Below are 15,414 nucleotides of genomic sequence, written 5' to 3'. Positions count from 1 at the left end.
ATTGCTTTTCGTCGCTGCCTCCGGTACCCGGTCCGCCTCTCCTCGGGTGCCAGAGGCGCCCATCAACAACGGAGTGTCATGCGTCGTACTTCGCTCGGATCGGCGATGGGTCGCCTCGCTTTGTCTGTCGTCGCGGCGTCACACTGGCTCGCAGGCTGCGGCGTCGCGGAGCGCCCCTCGACGCCCAGCGCGACCGACGTGGGGTGTGCGGGCTGCACCGTGCTGAAGGGAGGCATGGTGTTCGACGGCACGCGCGCGGCCAGGGCAACGGTGGTGATCGAGGGCGACAGGGTGAAGCAGGTCGTCTTCGGCGACGCCGAGCCCGGCGTCGAGGCCGGGGGCGGCGAGGTCGTCGACGTCGCCGGCAAGACGGTCCTCCCCGGGCTCATCGATCTCCACGTCCACTCGCTGAGCGTCGCCGGGCCCTATGCGTACTACGACGCCGAGCTCCACCTCGAGGACCACACGAAGGCGATGCTCCGCGCGGGCGTGACCTCGTACCTCGACCTCGGCTCATCCCAGCACGTCATCTTCGAGCAGCGAGCGCGCATCAACGCCGGCGACCTCCTCGCGCCGCAGCTCTTCGCCGCCGGGCCGCTGCTCACGCCGACCGGAGGGCATCCCTGCTATCAGGGCAGCCCGCCCGGCGACTCCTGCGTCTTCATCGACTCGCCCGCCGACGTCGATGGGGCCTTCGAGGCGCTCCTCCCGTGGGCGCCCGATTTCATCAAGATCGTGCTCGAGGCGGGCGGATCGATGCAGCTCCCGCGCCTGACGCGCCCGTCCGTGGCGGCGATCCAGGAGGCCGCCGCGGCCGCTGACGTCCGGGTGATCGCCCACGCGACGGCGGCCGCGGACGTCGAGGCCGCGCTCGACGGCGGCGTGACGCTCTTCGCGCACATCCCGGACGAGGACCGAATCTCACCGGAGCTCGCGCGGAGGATGGCCGCTGCCGGGGCCGTCGTCGTCCCCACCCTCGCGGTGGCGGATGGCCTGTACCGCACCGCCCACGGAGCGCTGACCGAGCTCGACGACCCCACCCTCGTCGACGACGTGCCGATCGGCGTGATCGCGGCCCTGCGCGATCCCTCCTTGCTCGCGGAGCTCAGGACGGCGCATTTCCTGGAGCTCGTGGGGCGGCGGCGCGACCACGCGATCGCGAACCTCGTCACCTGCTACGAGGCCGGGGTCACCATCGCCGCCGGCACCGACGCCGGCAACCCGGGCGTCTTTCACGGGCTGAGCCTGCGCCGCGAGGTCGCGCTCCTCGTCGAGGTCGGGATGCCGCCGCTCGAGGCGCTCGCCGCCGCCACGCGCCGCGCCGCGGACGTGCTCGGGCGGCCCGATCTCGGGCGCATCGAGCGGGGGGCGCTGGCGGACGTGCTCGTGGTCGACGGCGATCCGCTCGCCGACGTCCGCGCGCTCGAGCGCGTGTCGCGCGTCTACAAGTCGGGCGTCCTCCTCGATCGCGAGGCGCTCGCGTTGCCGCGCAAGACGAGCCTCGCGCGGGAGCCCAGGACGGGCGCCGGCCCCGGCGAGGCGTGCCTCGCCGCGTCGGAGTGCGCGCCGGCGCAGTCGTGCAACCCGGCCCAGGTCTGCGCCGCGACCTGCCGCGCCGCCTCGGACTGCGCGCCCGGGAGCGCGTGCTTCCTCGACAGCGGCTCGTTCACGGGGGGGGCCTGCATCGACGGCGACGGCTGCGATCTCTTCGCGCAGGATTGCGCCAACGGCGCTGCCTGCGTGTTCTGGGGCAACGGCTCGACGTCGTGCTGGAACGCGGGCGCGGGCTCGGACGGGCAGCCGTGCGACGCGGCGTTTGCGTGCGCGCCCGGCTGCGTCTGCGACCCCTCGAGCACCTGCAGAGCGCTCTGCGATCCGCGCGGCGAGCGCGGCGCGCCGTGCCCGGGCGGCGAGCGGTGCGTCGATCACTCCGCGCTCGCAGGGCTCTCCGTGGGAACCTGCGAGCAGGCCGAGCGCCGCTGAGCGCGCGATGACGCCGAGCGCGCGATGACGCCGAGCGCGCGCGACGACGCCGCGCGCGCTCAGCGCGACGCGAGCAGCCAGGCGATCACGCTCCCGATCGCGAAGAACAGGATGCCCGCGCCGACGATCACGGCCCGCGAGGTCCGCCGCTCGATGAAGCTGGCCGCGGCCCGGAGGCTGGCCGGGGCGGCGATGGCGATGCCGCTGTCCGGCGCGCTCATCTTCTGGAGGGCCGCGTCGAGCGCCACGAGCACGGCGCGCGCGTGGGGGAAGCGGTCGTCCGGGTCCTTGGCGAGCAGGCGCATCACGACCGCCTCCAGCGCGGGCGGGACGACGACGCCGGGGGAGCGCTCGGCGATCGGCGGCGGCACGGCCGACCGGTGCTGCGCGAACAGCGCCGACGGCTCGACCGCCGTGAAGGGGTGCTTGCCCGCGAGCATCTCGTAGAGGATGACCCCGAGCGCGTAGAGATCGGCCCGCCGGTCGACGGAGCGCATGCCGAGCGCCGCCTCGGGCGCCATGTACGCCACCGTGCCGAGCAGCACCCCGGCGTTCGTGAGCGAGCGGCGCGAGCCGTCGTCGGTGATGGAGAACTGCTCGATCGGCACCTTGGCGAGGCCAAAGTCGATGAGCAGGACGCGCTCCTCCGGCCCGTCGAGGACCATGACGTTGAGCGGCTTCACGTCCCTGTGCACGATCCCGAAGTCGTGCGCCGCGTTGAGCGCGCTCGCGAGCTGGCGCGCGATGTTCGCCGCGCGCGCCGGCGGGACGGGGCCCTGGTCGATGAGCTTCCGCAGCGTGGTGCCGCGGATGAACTCCATCACCATGAACCACGCGCCGTCGTCGAGCTGGTTGATCTCGTAGACCGCCGCGACGTTCGGGTGGAAGATGTGGCGACCGGCGAGCGCCTCGCGCTCGAAGCGCTCGATGAGCTCCGGAAGCTCCTCGGCGTCCGGGTGGAGCACCTTGACGGCCACGTCCTCGCCGGTCGCGAGCTTCTTTGCCCTGAAGACGGCGGCGATGCCGCCCATCGCGACGAGCTCCTCGAGGCGATAGCGGTGGACGAGCGTGCGCCCGACGAGCGTCATCGCGCGCTCTCGCGCCGCGGAGCTCGCCTGGCCTCCCGCGATGAACACGGACTCGCTCATACGGCCGCGCCTCCAGGCCGAGCCCCGCGCGCGGCGTTGAAGAGGCCGCAGCGCAGGGCACGCACAGCCGCGCCGCGCGCTCCCCCGTGACCTCGCGCCACGCGGCGGAACAGTGGATCCACCCTGGATGACATCGTATGCTCACACACGCGGCGTCCGGAGGGTAGCGCCCCTCCGCGCCCAGCGCCATCTTCCCGGTTGGGCGCGGGGACGATGCGCGCTCGGGAGCGGGCGGGCGGCGCTGAAGCTGGAGCTCACGGAGCACGCGTGAGCCAGGCCTCCCGAGAGGCCCTCGGGAGATCGCGCCCGCCGCCGTGGCCGCGCGCGCTCTCGAGATTCCACCGCTCCGCCGTGATCGTGAGTCCCCTGGCTGCGCCGTCTCCTGCTCTGATGGCGCGGCCTCATCATGTCTCCGGCCGGGGCGCGCGGAGACGGCTCATCACCTGTGCCTCGCGGCCGCGCGGCCGCGCGATCGCGCGATGGGCGAGCGCCGGCCGCACGAGATGCGGAGTCGCGCGCGCCCCGGACGTGGCGAAAGCCCGTTGCGCTCCGCCGTCGACGAGCGGCGCTCGCCCGTCGACGGCGGAGCGCGACCACTTGTCGGTAGATCCAGCGACATCGCCGGAGCTCCAGCCGCGCGCCCGCGGGGCGGCCGAACCAGCGCCGGGGTCGAGCCTGCTGTCCTGCCACGAGCGCCCTCGCCCGCCGCATCGGCGTCATCCTCCTCCGGATCCGCACGAGGCGTGCCCGGTCGTGCGCGGACGAATTAGGTTTGAAAACACATCAAGTTCACAGATGCGTTTTTTCGACAGGCTCGTGTAGCCTGTATGGGTGGAGGTTTCCATGCACAGCACAATGCGTCGCACCGTTCTCCTCGGGCTCGTTTCCGGACTCGCCGTGGCAGCTTGCTCCACGCCTGAGGCGTCGAACCTCTTCACTACCGGTGGGTCCGGTCCGGGGAGCACGGCTTCCGCGGGAGGAGGCGAGGGCGGCGCGCCGGGCGATGGGGGCGCGGCGGGCGTGGGCGGCCAGGGCACCGGGGGCGAGCCGGGCGTGGGAGGAGCGACCGCGGGGAGCGGCGGTAGCGGGGGCGTGGGGCCCATCGTCGACGAGCCGCCCGTCTGCGGGGACGTTTACGTCGATTGCGACGCGGATGCCGAGAACAGCTGTGAGGTCAACGTGACCAACGACGCCCTCCATTGCGGCACCTGCCCCGTCGAGTGCGATGGCACCTGCCGCGACGGCACGTGCATCCGCACCTCGATCCACATCTCGGGCCAGCAGGATCCCCTGTACCTCGCTGTCGCCAACGGCGTCGTGTTCTGGACCAACGGGGAGCAGGGCGTGGTCAGGCAGTGGACGCAAGGCGAAACTGTCGCGATCAACATCGCTACCGGGCAGGTCCAGCCGGCCGATATCAAGGCCGACGCCACCCACGTCTTCTGGGCCAACCAGGGCGTGGCCGGCGAGAACGACGGCCGGGTGATGAGGGCGCGGGTCGGCGGCCAGGAGGCGCCGGTGGCGATCGCCGCAGGGCAGGCCGCGCCGTTCGGCGTCGCGATCGACGAGGAGTTCGTTTACTGGACGAACCGCGAGGGCGGCGGCTCCGTGGTCCGCGCGCGGAAGGACTCGAACGGCAACGGGCCGTTCACCGTCATCTCGGACGGGGGCGGGACGACCCACGCCCTCGCGGTCGACGAGACGCGCGTCTACTGGACCGTGCGAGACGAGCGCGGCATGGTGATGTCCGCTCCCAAGGACTCCAGGGGCCAAGGCCCGTTCACCACGCTGGCGGCCGATCAAGGCCAGGTGCGCGAGATCGCCGTCGATGCGACGTACGTCTACTGGACGACCAGCAGGACCGGCAACGTGGTGCGCGTGGCCAAGACCGGCGGAGAGCCCACGGTGATCGCGCGCGGGCAGGGGAACCCGAGGGGCATCGCCGCCGACGCGACGGGCGTTTACTGGGCGGACCCCACGTCGCCGAACGTCATGAGGATGCTGCCGAACGGCATCATCGGGGCCGTGGCGGCCGGGGAGCCGTCGCCCTATGGCATCGCCCTCGACGCGACCCGCGTCTACTGGACCAACGGACTCGGCATGGACGGCACCATCGTGAGCGCCCCGAAGTAGCGGCCGCGGGCGCCAGCGCGCGGGATCGAGCGTCCGAGGCCCCGAGGATGCGAGCTCTCCGCGCGCCCATCAGCGCCGCAGCGCCGCGCGCTCCGGGCGGCGGTCGATCGGGGCTCGCGGCGCCGCCTCGCCGACGATGTCGCGCGTGGAGGTCGGGGCGCAGCGTGCTACAAGCTCGCCCCGTGCTGCTCGAGACGTTCTCCGTAGGTCCGCTGGGGTGCAACTGCTCGATCCTCGTCGACCCTGTGAGCAAGGGCGCCGTGGTCATCGACCCCGGGGGCGATTTCGACAAGATCCGCGCGCGCGTCGAGCAGGCCGGCGCGAAGGTCGCGGCCATCGTGCACACGCACACCCATATCGATCACGTGGGCGCCACGGCGCCACTCCAGCGCTGGTCCGGCGCCGCGGCCCGCATCCACGAGGCCGATCGCTTCCTCTACGACATGCTCCCCGTCCAGGCGGCGATGCTCGGCATTGCGCTGCCGGAGCGGTGCGAGGTCGACGGCGACCTGAACGACGGCGCGGTCGTGAAGGCGGGCGGGCTCGATCTGCACGTGCTCCACACGCCGGGGCACACGCCGGGCAGCGTCTCGTTCCTGGTGCTCGCGGAGACGGGCGCCGTCGCGTTCACGGGGGACACCCTGTTCCGGCGCAGCATCGGCCGGACCGATCTGTGGGGAGGCGACTCGCGGGCGATCGTCTCATCCATCCGGGGCAAGCTGCTCACGCTCGATCCGTCGACCCGGGTCGTCACCGGACACGGCCCCTCCACGACGATCGGCGAGGAGCGCGACAGAAATCCCTTTTTGCGGTCGTGACGTGCCGCCCGCTCGCGCGCCCGCTTATGCGCGTCGCCGCGGTGCTTTCTCGCGAGAAAGTGCTTGCATCCCGCCAGAATTCTTTCGAAAAATGCCGCGCGACGATGACGCGCATCGGCCCACCCGAGCCGGGTCGACCGCTGTCCGCCGCGGAAGTCGAGCACGATGAGCACTGAAAGCGCGCCTGCCACGAAGGTCGATCTCGAGATCCTAGCCACGCCGCATCCCCTCGGCGACGCGGAGCGCGCGCAGCGCATGCAGAACCCTGGCTTCGGGCGCGTGTTCACGGAGCACATGGTCGTGATCCCGTACGCGGCGGACAGGGGCTGGCTCCGCGGGCAGCTCAGGCCGTACGCCCCGATCACGCTCGATCCCGCGGCGATGGTGCTGCATTACGGTCAGGCGATCTTCGAGGGCTTCAAGGCCTATCGGCAGCCGGACGGGCGCATCAAGACGTTCCGGCCGGAGGCGAACGCGCGCCGCTTCAATAGCTCTGCCCGCCGGCTGGCGATGCCGGAGATGCCGGTCGACCTGTTCGTCGGCGCGGTCGACGCCCTGATCCGCCAGGATCGCGCATGGGTCCCCTCGCCGGTTGGCGAGAGCCTGTATATCCGACCGCTGATGTTCGCCACCGAGGTGGCGCTCGGGGTGAGGGCGTCGCGCGACTACGATTTCCTGGTGATCGCGTCGCCTGCAGGCGCGTATTTCCCTCAGGGCGTGAAGCCGGTGACGGTCTGGATCTCGGAGGATTTCGTCCGGGCGGCGCCGGGCGGCACGGGCGCAGCCAAGTTTGCGGGCAACTACGCCGCGAGCCTGCTCGCGCAGATGAACGCCGCGGCCGAGGGCTGCGCGCAGGTGGTCTGGCTCGATGCCGTCCAGCGCAGCGTCGTCGAGGAGATGGGGGGAATGAACATCTTCTTCGTCTACGAGGAGCGGGGGCGCCCCGTGATCGTGACCCCCGAGCTGACAGGCACGCTCCTGCCGGGCATCACCCGCGACAGCATCATCCAGCTCGCCCGGGATTTCGGTTATGCCGCGGAGGAGCGCAGGGTCACCTTCGACGAGTGGCGCGCGGCGGTGCGCGAGGGCCGCATGACCGAGGCGTTCGCGTGCGGCACCGCCGCGGTCATCACGCCCATCGGCGCCGTGAAGTCCCGCGAGGGGACCTTCTCCATCCACGACAACGAGACGGGCCCCGTGGCGGCGCGCTTCCGCGACGCGCTTCTCGACATCCAGCACGGCCTCGCCCCCGATCGCCACGGCTGGATGCACGACGTGGTCTAGCCGCTTCGGATACGGGCCCACCTCGGCGTTTTCGGTGCTCAGCGCACCGGAGTGCGCTTGCGCGCCGAAAACGCCGATCTGGGCCCGTCTCCTGTGCGGGTGACCGTCGCTCTGGTCTGCGTGGTGCAGAGGGTGACCGTCCGCTCTGCTCTGCATGGTGCAGAGGGTGACCGCCGCTCTGCTCTGCGTGGTGGAGAGGTGGGCGGAGACCGCTCTACTCCGCCGCCGGCGGGCGCTTGGACTTCGCCGTCAGGCCGTATTCGTGCAGGCGGTACTGGATGGTGCGTATGCTGATGTCCAGGAGCTCGGCCGCGCGCGTCGTCGAGCCGTTCGTCGCCTCGAGCGTCGACAGGATGGCGTAACGCTCTATCTCCGCCATGGTGGCGCCCGGGATCCGCAGGGCCCCCTTGGCGACGGGCGCCGCGTCGATGGGGAGGTGCTCCGCGTCGATGCGCGCGTCGTCGCACAGGACGACCGCCCGCTCGATCGCGTTCTCGAGCTCCCGCACGTTCCCCGGCCACCGGTGCGCGATGAGCTTCGCCCGGGCCTCGTCGGTGAACCCCTCGATCTTGCGGTGGTTCTCCGACGCGAACCGGCGCAGGAAGTGATTCGCCAGGAGCAGCACGTCGGTGTCGCGGATGCGCAGCGGCGGCATGTCGATGTGGACGACGTTGAGCCGGTAGTAGAGGTCCTCCCGGAAGCGGCCCTCCTGCACCGCCGCCGCGAGATCGCGGTTCGTGGCCGCGATGAGCCGCACGTCGACCGTGACGGAGTCGTTCCCGCCGACGCGCTCGAACGTCCTCTCCTGGAGGACGCGGAGCAGCTTCACCTGCGTCGAGGGGGCGATCTCGCCGACCTCATCGAGGAAGAGCGTCCCGCCGTGCGCCTGCTCGAAGCGCCCGATGCGCCGCTTGTCGGCGCCGGTGAACGCGCCGCGCTCGTGGCCGAACAGCTCGCTCTCGAGCAGTGACTCCGCGAGCGCCGCGCAGTGCAGGGTCACGAAGGGCCCCTTGGCGCGCGGGCCCTTCGCGTGGATCGCGCGCGCGAGCTCGCCCTTGCCCGTGCCGCTCTCGCCGGTGATGAGCACCGTCGCCCGCGCGCCCGCCACCTGCCGGGCCATCCGGTAGACCTTCTGCATCGCCGGGCTCGTCCCGATGAGCCCCTCCACGCCCTCGCCCTGGCGCTCTCGCAGCTGCCGTCGGAGGTTCTCCGCCTCGACCCGGAGCGCGCTCCGCTCGAGGGCGCGCTCCAGCGTGAGGAGGAGCGCGTCGAAGTCGACCGGCTTCGTCAGGTAATCCTCGGCCCCCGCCCGCATCGCCAGCACCGCCGAGGTCACGTCCCCGAACGCGGTGACGACGATCACCGGCAGCGCCGGATCCTGCTCGCGCAGCTTCCCGAGCAGCGCCACCCCATCCATCCTCGGCATCTTCAGATCCGTGATGACGACGTCCGGCGGCCGCTCCGCCGCGACCTCGACCGCCTCGACGCCGTCCGCCGCCGCGTCGACGGTATAACCCTCCTGGCGCAAGAGCTTCTCCAGCCCCGAGCGCGCGCTCGCCTCGTCGTCCACGACGAGCACCCTCGAGCTCTGCTTCTTCTCAGCGTTCATATCGTTCCTTCCGAAGATACCGTGTCCGCGAGGCGCCGCGACCCTCGTTCGGCCGCGGCGCGGCCGCGCGCGTCCCGAGGACGCCGGCGGGAGGGGCCGCGCCGCGGGCGGGGCGACGCGCGCCGCGAGCACTGTACACGGGCGCGGGCCGCAGCCGTTGCACGCGGACGCAAGCCGTTCGCAGCGTCGGGCGCGCCCCCCTGTTCAGGCCGGGGAAGGGGAGCGGGAGCTCGGCTGCGCGGAGCCGCTCAGCGCCGCGTCGACGCTGGCGCGGAGCTCGGCGCTCAGGGCCATGTAGTCGACCGGCTTGGTGTGCACCACCGCCGCGGGCTCGAGCCCCCGCCCGAGCCGCGCCACGAGCTCAGGATACCCGGTGAGCAAGAACAGCGGGAGCGCCGGCCGGAGCGACCTCGCGTAGCGCGCGACCGCGATGCCGTCGGCGTGGGGCATCCGGAAATCGGTCACCAGGATGTCCGGGATCGGATGGCGGGCCAGCCGCGCGATGGCGAGCGCGCCGTCGGTGGCCAGCTCCACCCGGAAGCCGTCCTCTTCGAGCAGACGCTCGAGGAGGCGAGCGCTCCGAGCGTCGTCGTCCACGAGCAGGATCAGCGGCTGTTCGGTGCTGCGCGGTTCCACGCCCGGATCTCTACCAAGTTGCGTGCCAGCCCGTGAGGGCGGCGGGCCGCGCGCGCCGAGCAGAGCGGCGTAGGTCAGCCGGAGCGGCGCAGCGGCAGGGTCACGCGGAACAGCGTCTTCCCCGGGCGGCTCTGGAACTCGATGGTCCCCTCGTGATCGGTGACGATGCGGTGGGCGATCGCCAGCCCGAGCCCGGTGCCGTTCGGCTTCGTCGAGAAGAACGGATCGAAGATCGGCGCGTCCGGGCTCGCGATCCCGGGGCCGTCGTCCTCCACCTCGAGGACGGCGTGGCGCGGCTGCCGCCGCGCGCGGAGGGTGACCGTGCCGCCTCCGGCCGCGTCCGCCGCCTCGATCGCGTTGCGGAGCAGGTTCAGCAGGACCTGCTCGATCTTCGCGGGATCGAGGTCGAGCACGACGTCGGTCGAGGGCAGATCCACCTTCACGACGGCCTGCGCGCCGGCGCCGTCCGACGACGCCGCGACGCGCGCCGCCCGCTCGCAGAGCGGGACGACGGGCGTCGGCCGGAGGTACAGCGGCTGCGGCCGGGCGAAGTCCAGGAACTCGCTGACGAGGGCGGACAGGCGGCGGATCTCGTCGCGGACGACATGGATCGCCTCCTGCGTGTCCGGATCTTTCAGGCCGGCGCGCGCGAGCCCCCGCTCGAGGAAGGTCACGTGGAGCTGCGCGCCGTTCAGCGGGTTCCTGATCTCGTGCGCGAGGCCGGCCGCGAGGGTCCCCACGGCGGCGAGCTTCTCGCTCTGGCGCACGCGCGCGGCGAGCGCGTTCTCGTCGGTCGTGTCCTGCCCGATCGCGAACAGCACCACCTCGTCGTCGGCCGCGGAAGGTGCGTACGCGAGCTGCCAGCGCACCTCGCGGATCTTGCCGGCGCGCGTGCGGACGATGCTCTCCAGCAGATCGACGCTGGCGCGGCGGCCCGCGGCGACGTCCTCCACGAGCGCGCCGTGATCCGCGCGGATCTCCTCGGGGAGGAGCGCATCGGCGAACGGCATCCCGAGGATGTCCTCGCGCCCGAGCCCCGTGATCCGCTCGGCTTCCCGGTTGAAGAGCCGCACGATCGCCTGCGCGTCGAGGCCCACCACGAGGACGCGGGCCAGCTCGACCGCGCTCTTGTACCGGTGCTCCGTGCGCGCGAGCGTGCGGCCGACCTCCTCGCGGTCCAGGCGCTCGGCGCGCTGCGCGCGCGCGAGGAAGTCGTCGCGGTACGTCTCGAGCATGATGGCGAGCTCGAGATCGAGCACCTTGCTCACCGCCGCCCTGACCGGGTTCACCTCCGCGCCGAGCGCGCTCTCGGCGATCTCGTCGAACGCGAGCCGGATGAGCGTCATCGCCGTGAACATGTACCGCTGGGGGAGGCCCACCCGGACGTGGATCCGCCCGATCTTCGCGCTCTCGTCGAAGTACGCGCCGTCGTAGGGCCCCGTGCAGATGCGCGTCATCCAGCGGACGAGCGATCGCTTGAGCCGCTCCACCTGCTCCTCGCCGGTGAAGACGTCGTGCGCGCCCTCGTGCTCGCGGATGCGATCGTAGAACTCGTCGGCGATGCGGGGGAAGTGAGGCTCCGCGTGCGCGCGGAGCGCGGCGAGCCAGCGCTCGTCCTGCTCGCTGAAGCGGACGTACCGCTTGATCTCGTCGAAGAGCGTCTCCTGCGCGGGCACGGCGACCGTGTCTATCACGGCCCCGCTCCCGCCGAGGCGGACCAGGATCTCGCGCGCTCGATCAGCGCCGCGAGCGCCGCCTCGTCCTCGCCGCCGCGCGCGACGAGCTCCGGCGCGAGCGGCGCCTCGTAGTCGACGCCCGCGCCCGGGAGCGCGCCGAGCTCCCCGGCGCCGGCCGCGTGGTAGAGCCCCTTCGGGTCGCGCTCCCTGCAGGTCGCCGCCGCGACGTCCACGTAGACCTCGATGAGCCGCGGCGCGAGCGCGCGGGCGCGCTCCCGGTAGGCGCGGCGGTGCGCCGTCGCCGCCACGATCACGATCGGCCCCTGGCGCGCGAGCAGCGCCGCGAGGCGCGCGAGCGTCTCGTAGAAATCGTCGCGAGCGCGCGGGTCGTAGCCGGGCCGCGGGACCAGGGCGTCGCGCACCTCGTCCCCGTCGAGGACGCAGCTCGCGCGCCCCTCGCCGAGCAGCGCCCGATGCGCCCGCGCGGCCAGCGTGGATTTGCCCGACGACGGGAGCCCCGTGATCCAGACGACCCCGCCGCTCACGCGAAGAGCCTCTCGGCGTCGTCCGGATCGAAGCGGGGGGCGTCGAGGGCGCGCTCCACGAAGGAGAGCAGCGTGTCCCTCGCCCGCGCCGTGACCGCGGGGTACCACCCGGGGTTGGCCAGCACGAGCGCGCGCCACGCGAGGAACGGCGCCGCCACGTCGAGCAGCCCCGCGGCGCCGCTCCAGCCGAGGTAGACCTCCCAGAGCCGCCGCCACAGCGCGCGGAAGCCGCCCTGCCATGCGCCGGGCGCGTCCAGCGCGAAGAAGACGTAATTGAGGGCGAGGCAGGTGACGTCGTCCGCGGGATCGCCCTGGGACCCGCGGCTCGTGTCGAGCAGCGTGAGCCGCGACGCCTCGTCGAACACGATGTTGAACGGGTGGAAGTCGCCGTGCGTGCGGGCCAGCCGCTGATCCCGGCCGCGGAGCTTCCATCGCCACGCCACGCAGCGCCGCTCGATCGCCTGGAGCCGCTCGGGCGGCGCGCCGGGCACGTCGTCCGGATAGCCGTCGATGATGCCGAAGATGCCTTCGCCGTGGCCCACGAGATCGCGCACCGCGCGGCGGTAGCTGCCCGGCTGCGCGCCCTTCGCGCCGTGGAGGGCGATGAGGTACCTGGCGAGCGCCTCGCAGCGCGCGAGATCCTCCGGGCCCGCGCGCCGCTCCTTCGCGATCCGGCGCAGATCCGCGGCGTAGACGTCTCCCTCCGCGTACGTGGTCAGGAGATAGAACTCGCCCGCATCCCGCAGGGACAGGAAGCGACCGTCGCGCGTCAGCGAGCCGACGTCCACGACCTCGACATGCGCCGGGATCGATCCGAAGGTGTCGAAGGCGAGCAGCGCCTCCGCCGCGCGATCCGCGCGCCTGTCGTGGCCGAACGCGTCCGCGGTCGACGTGTGCAGGACCAGCTTCTGCCTGGAGCCATCGGGCCTCACCACCGTGATCCGGCGGGGTACGCCGTAGCCGGCGGCCTTCTCGGTCTGGTCGTGGCCCGAGCGGTCGTCGGGTCCGAGGGGGGTGATCTCCTCGACGCGCGCCTCAGGAAACGCTGCATCGATGAGCTGGCGGACCGGGCGTGCGGGATCGGATTCAGGCAGGACCGACGGGGCGCTCATGGTCTCCTCGGATGTGGCGACGTGCTCGCGTGCCCCTGCGCGCAGCAAGAAGCAGACCGCACAGCTGACGAGCCTGCTCCAGCAGCACCTCGGGGAGCGGTCGGATCCTGGATCTCGCGGGGCCTGCGGCGGGCTGATGAGCGCGGGCACGGCACCGGGACCGGCCGGGCGCTCGCAGGACCTGCGCCGCCGCGCGAGGCGTGCGCGGGGCCGCGCGACGTCGCGCGGCGTGAGGCGGGGCGGGATCAGCGGGTCGGGATCCCGGGCGGCGGGTGGCCGATCTGGTAAGGCCGCATCATCTCGTTGTCTTCATGCTCGAGGATGTGGCAGTGCCACACGAACCGGCCAGGCTTCTCGAACTTCGCTTTGATGCGCGTGATCTCGAGCGGCAGCGCGACGACGGTGTCCTTGAAGCCCTCCTCGCCCGCCTCGGGCGGACGCGGCGGGGGCTGCGGGAGCGGCGGGGTGGCGAACGGCTGGCGTTCGACGACCTGGAACAGGACCTCGTGGATGTGGATCGGGTGCGCGTCCATGGTGAAGTTGTAGATCTCCCAGATCTCGATCGATCCAGGGGCCGGGTTCTCCGTGATGGGATCGTCCCAGAAGAGCGGCTTCGGCGTGTTGGAGCCCGGCGGCGAGAACGTGCCCAGCACGACCGCCAGCGGGCCGGCCTCGGGGGCGCTCGCGAGGCTCAGCTCGTTGAGGGACACCCGCCGCACCGCGTCCTCGTCTCCGAGCGGCTCGAACCGCGGCAGCCTGAGCTGACAAGGGGGCGTGCTCGTGTCCCTGCTCGTCGCCGGCACGACGCGGAACTGCATCACCTGTCCTGTCGTCGCCGGATCGGCCGGGGGCTGCACGCCGCCGTTGAAGGGTTCGTCCGGACCGATGTTGAGGAGGATGATCTCGGTGCCCGCGCGGGCATCGCTGAAATCCACGATCACGTCCGCGCGCTCGGCCGGGGCGAGCAACAGGGTAGCTCGCTCCACCGGGCGGGGGAGGAACCCGCTGTCCGAGCCTATCTGCCAGAACGAGCGACCATCATCCATCTTCAGGATCAAGAACCGCGAGTCGCTGCCGTTCAGGATGCGGAAGCGGTAACGCCGCTGCTCGACCTCGAGGTAAGGCCACGGCCGGCCGTTGACGACGATGACATCGCCGAAGAACTCCGGGACCCAGATCGGCGGGAAGGGGCCATTCGGGACATACAGGTGCGCGAGCTCGGGGGGGAGCCCGCGTGTCTTCGGGTAGAAGAGCGACCCATCGTCGTTGAAGGAGCGGTCCTGGATCACGATCGGGATCTCGTACGGCCCGCATCCATGGTTGTGGCCCGGCGGCGGCGCGGAGCCGGGGAGCACGCCGGGCGGGAGATCGCCTGGGCCGCCGCGGAGCAGGTAGAAGCCGGCCGGCCCCGCATAGACGTTGAGCCGGGTGATGCCGAGCGTGTGGTCGTGGTACCAGAGCGTCGCGGCCCGCTGGTCGTTCGGGTACTCGAACACGGCCGCGCCCCGCTCCCACAGGTCCCCGAGCGGCGACGTGCCCTGGTAATAGTCGTAGAAGGTGCCGGTCTCCGCATATCCCTCGGGGATATTGCTCGCCGCGGGGAGGAACCAGGCTTCCGGGTAGCCGTCGCTCTCCTGCGCCACCCCGGCCATCCCATGGAGGTGCGTGACGATCGGCACCGGGCCCGGGTAGGGTCCCGGCGGGCAATCGCCAGGGAACGTGGGCCGGCTGTCGCGGCCTTCCACGCCGCCAGGCGGGTTGGCCCAGTGGAGGGTGGGGTCGACCGGGAGCAGGTGAGGGAGGAAGCGGCCGGTCGCTGGGTCCTTGAGCTCGTTGATCCACTTCACGCGCACCGGCCTTCGGTACCTCGCTTCGATGGTGAACGCGGGGTAGCTGAACGTCTCCGGGTGGTGAATCGAGCCGTAGCCCCACACCTTCGTCGGCGACAGGCCCAGCTCGGGCGGCAGGACCTGTTGCTCGAACTGCCGGACGGCGATCTCGTAGTAGTCGAATCGGGCGCCGGCGTCGTGGCGCCTGTTCGCCTTGGGCATGACGGGCGGCACGAGCAGCGGGCGGCGGTACTGGTACTGAGCGATGACGGTGCCGGCGAGGGTCGGTTCCTCGGGCGGGAGGACCGTGCACGTGTCGAGGGACGCCCTCGCCAGAACGCCGCGCCGGAGCACCAGGAGCCCGCCTGTCGCGGCCAAACCATGTTTCAGGAGCTCTCGTCGTTTCATGGAGGACACCCCATCTCCCTGGATCACGGCCCGCGCCGTGAGCGCGGGGCATCATGACGGGCGAAGGGATTCGAGCAATCCAGGAAGCTCCGGATTTGTCGTCGACCACGATCATGACAGATGCTCCGGAATCACCAGCCCTCCCGCGAGGCGCGCGTATCGGCATGGATCTGGGCCCGTCCCGGGCGACGCGCCGTGCGCGCGGCTTGCGTCCTCGCTTGTTCTTGAGAGGA

Annotated in this window: 11 protein-coding genes; 4 read left to right on the top strand and 7 right to left on the bottom strand. The window is 72.0% G+C overall.

Going from position 1 to position 15,414, the window contains the following annotated elements:
• Positions 1-105: 105 nt before the first annotated feature.
• Positions 106-1,983, top strand: a complete 1,878-nt coding sequence (locus WMF29_RS32520; protein WP_437324006.1) for an amidohydrolase family protein — start codon at positions 106-108, stop codon at positions 1,981-1,983.
• A 59-nt stretch (positions 1,984-2,042) separates the two neighbouring features.
• On the opposite strand, the gene WMF29_RS32515 is transcribed toward WMF29_RS32520, so the two are convergent.
• Positions 2,043-3,131, bottom strand: a complete 1,089-nt coding sequence (locus WMF29_RS32515) for a serine/threonine-protein kinase (RefSeq protein ID WP_437324005.1) — start codon at positions 3,129-3,131, stop codon at positions 2,043-2,045.
• An 855-nt stretch (positions 3,132-3,986) separates the two neighbouring features.
• Here WMF29_RS32515 and WMF29_RS32510 point away from each other — a divergent pair.
• The 3 genes from WMF29_RS32510 to WMF29_RS32500 all read left to right on the top strand — a co-directional run bounded on the left by WMF29_RS32510 (position 3,987) and on the right by WMF29_RS32500 (position 7,366).
• Entirely contained in the window at positions 3,987-5,264 is a 1,278-nt protein-coding gene (locus tag WMF29_RS32510; RefSeq protein ID WP_437324004.1) for a hypothetical protein, read from the top strand.
• A 182-nt stretch (positions 5,265-5,446) separates the two neighbouring features.
• Positions 5,447-6,082 carry an MBL fold metallo-hydrolase gene (locus WMF29_RS32505; RefSeq protein ID WP_437324003.1) on the top strand — a complete coding sequence of 212 codons (636 nt, stop codon included), beginning with the start codon at positions 5,447-5,449 and terminating at the stop codon, positions 6,080-6,082.
• 165 nt (positions 6,083-6,247) lie between these two features.
• Positions 6,248-7,366 carry a branched-chain amino acid aminotransferase gene (locus tag WMF29_RS32500; RefSeq protein ID WP_437324002.1) on the top strand — a complete coding sequence of 373 codons (1,119 nt, stop codon included), beginning with the start codon at positions 6,248-6,250 and terminating at the stop codon, positions 7,364-7,366.
• Between the two features lie 214 nt (positions 7,367-7,580).
• Here the strand turns inward: WMF29_RS32500 and WMF29_RS32495 are convergent, their stop codons facing one another.
• The 6 genes from WMF29_RS32495 to WMF29_RS32470 all read right to left on the bottom strand — a co-directional run bounded on the left by WMF29_RS32495 (position 7,581) and on the right by WMF29_RS32470 (position 15,181).
• Positions 7,581-8,975 (bottom strand): sigma-54-dependent transcriptional regulator, encoded by a 1,395-nt coding sequence (locus WMF29_RS32495; protein ID WP_272094956.1) that lies wholly within the window; start codon positions 8,973-8,975, stop codon positions 7,581-7,583.
• A 204-nt stretch (positions 8,976-9,179) separates the two neighbouring features.
• The gene (locus tag WMF29_RS32490; RefSeq protein WP_437324001.1) at positions 9,180-9,611 is read right to left on the bottom strand and encodes a response regulator; all 432 of its coding nucleotides are present in this window, start codon (positions 9,609-9,611) and stop codon (positions 9,180-9,182) included.
• A gap of 74 nt (positions 9,612-9,685) precedes the next feature.
• Positions 9,686-11,305: a protoglobin domain-containing protein gene (locus WMF29_RS32485; RefSeq protein ID WP_437324000.1), complete on the bottom strand. Its 1,620-nt coding sequence runs from the start codon at positions 11,303-11,305 to the stop codon at positions 9,686-9,688.
• On the bottom strand, positions 11,302-11,832 hold the full coding sequence (locus WMF29_RS32480) for an adenylyl-sulfate kinase (RefSeq protein ID WP_437323999.1): 531 nt from the start codon (positions 11,830-11,832) through the stop codon (positions 11,302-11,304). Before WMF29_RS32480 ends, WMF29_RS32485 begins: the two co-directional genes overlap by 4 nt.
• Positions 11,829-12,944 (bottom strand): phosphotransferase, encoded by a 1,116-nt coding sequence (locus WMF29_RS32475; protein WP_437323998.1) that lies wholly within the window; start codon positions 12,942-12,944, stop codon positions 11,829-11,831. Before WMF29_RS32475 ends, WMF29_RS32480 begins: the two co-directional genes overlap by 4 nt.
• Positions 12,945-13,189: 245 nt before the next feature.
• On the bottom strand, positions 13,190-15,181 hold the full coding sequence (locus WMF29_RS32470) for a multicopper oxidase family protein (RefSeq protein WP_437323997.1): 1,992 nt from the start codon (positions 15,179-15,181) through the stop codon (positions 13,190-13,192).
• Between the last annotated feature and the right edge of the window lie 233 nt (positions 15,182-15,414).

The organism is Sorangium sp. So ce381 (genome assembly GCF_051473845.1).
GTDB classification, from domain to species: domain Bacteria; phylum Myxococcota_A; class Polyangia; order Polyangiales; family Polyangiaceae; genus Sorangium; species Sorangium atrum.
Note: the sequence above shows the minus strand (reverse complement) of the source record. Positions and strands in the feature narration are given on the sequence as shown.

Coding starts and splice junctions, on each gene's coding strand:
- WMF29_RS32520 (WP_437324006.1), top strand. CDS start 106: ATGGGTCGCCTCGCTTTGTCTGTCGTCGCGGCGTCACACTGGCTCGCA.
- WMF29_RS32495 (WP_272094956.1), bottom strand. CDS start 8,975: ATGAACGCTGAGAAGAAGCAGAGCTCGAGGGTGCTCGTCGTGGACGAC.
- WMF29_RS32510 (WP_437324004.1), top strand. CDS start 3,987: ATGCGTCGCACCGTTCTCCTCGGGCTCGTTTCCGGACTCGCCGTGGCA.
- WMF29_RS32470 (WP_437323997.1), bottom strand. CDS start 15,181: ATGAAACGACGAGAGCTCCTGAAACATGGTTTGGCCGCGACAGGCGGG.
- WMF29_RS32500 (WP_437324002.1), top strand. CDS start 6,248: ATGAGCACTGAAAGCGCGCCTGCCACGAAGGTCGATCTCGAGATCCTA.
- WMF29_RS32515 (WP_437324005.1), bottom strand. CDS start 3,131: ATGAGCGAGTCCGTGTTCATCGCGGGAGGCCAGGCGAGCTCCGCGGCG.
- WMF29_RS32475 (WP_437323998.1), bottom strand. CDS start 12,944: ATGAGCGCCCCGTCGGTCCTGCCTGAATCCGATCCCGCACGCCCGGTC.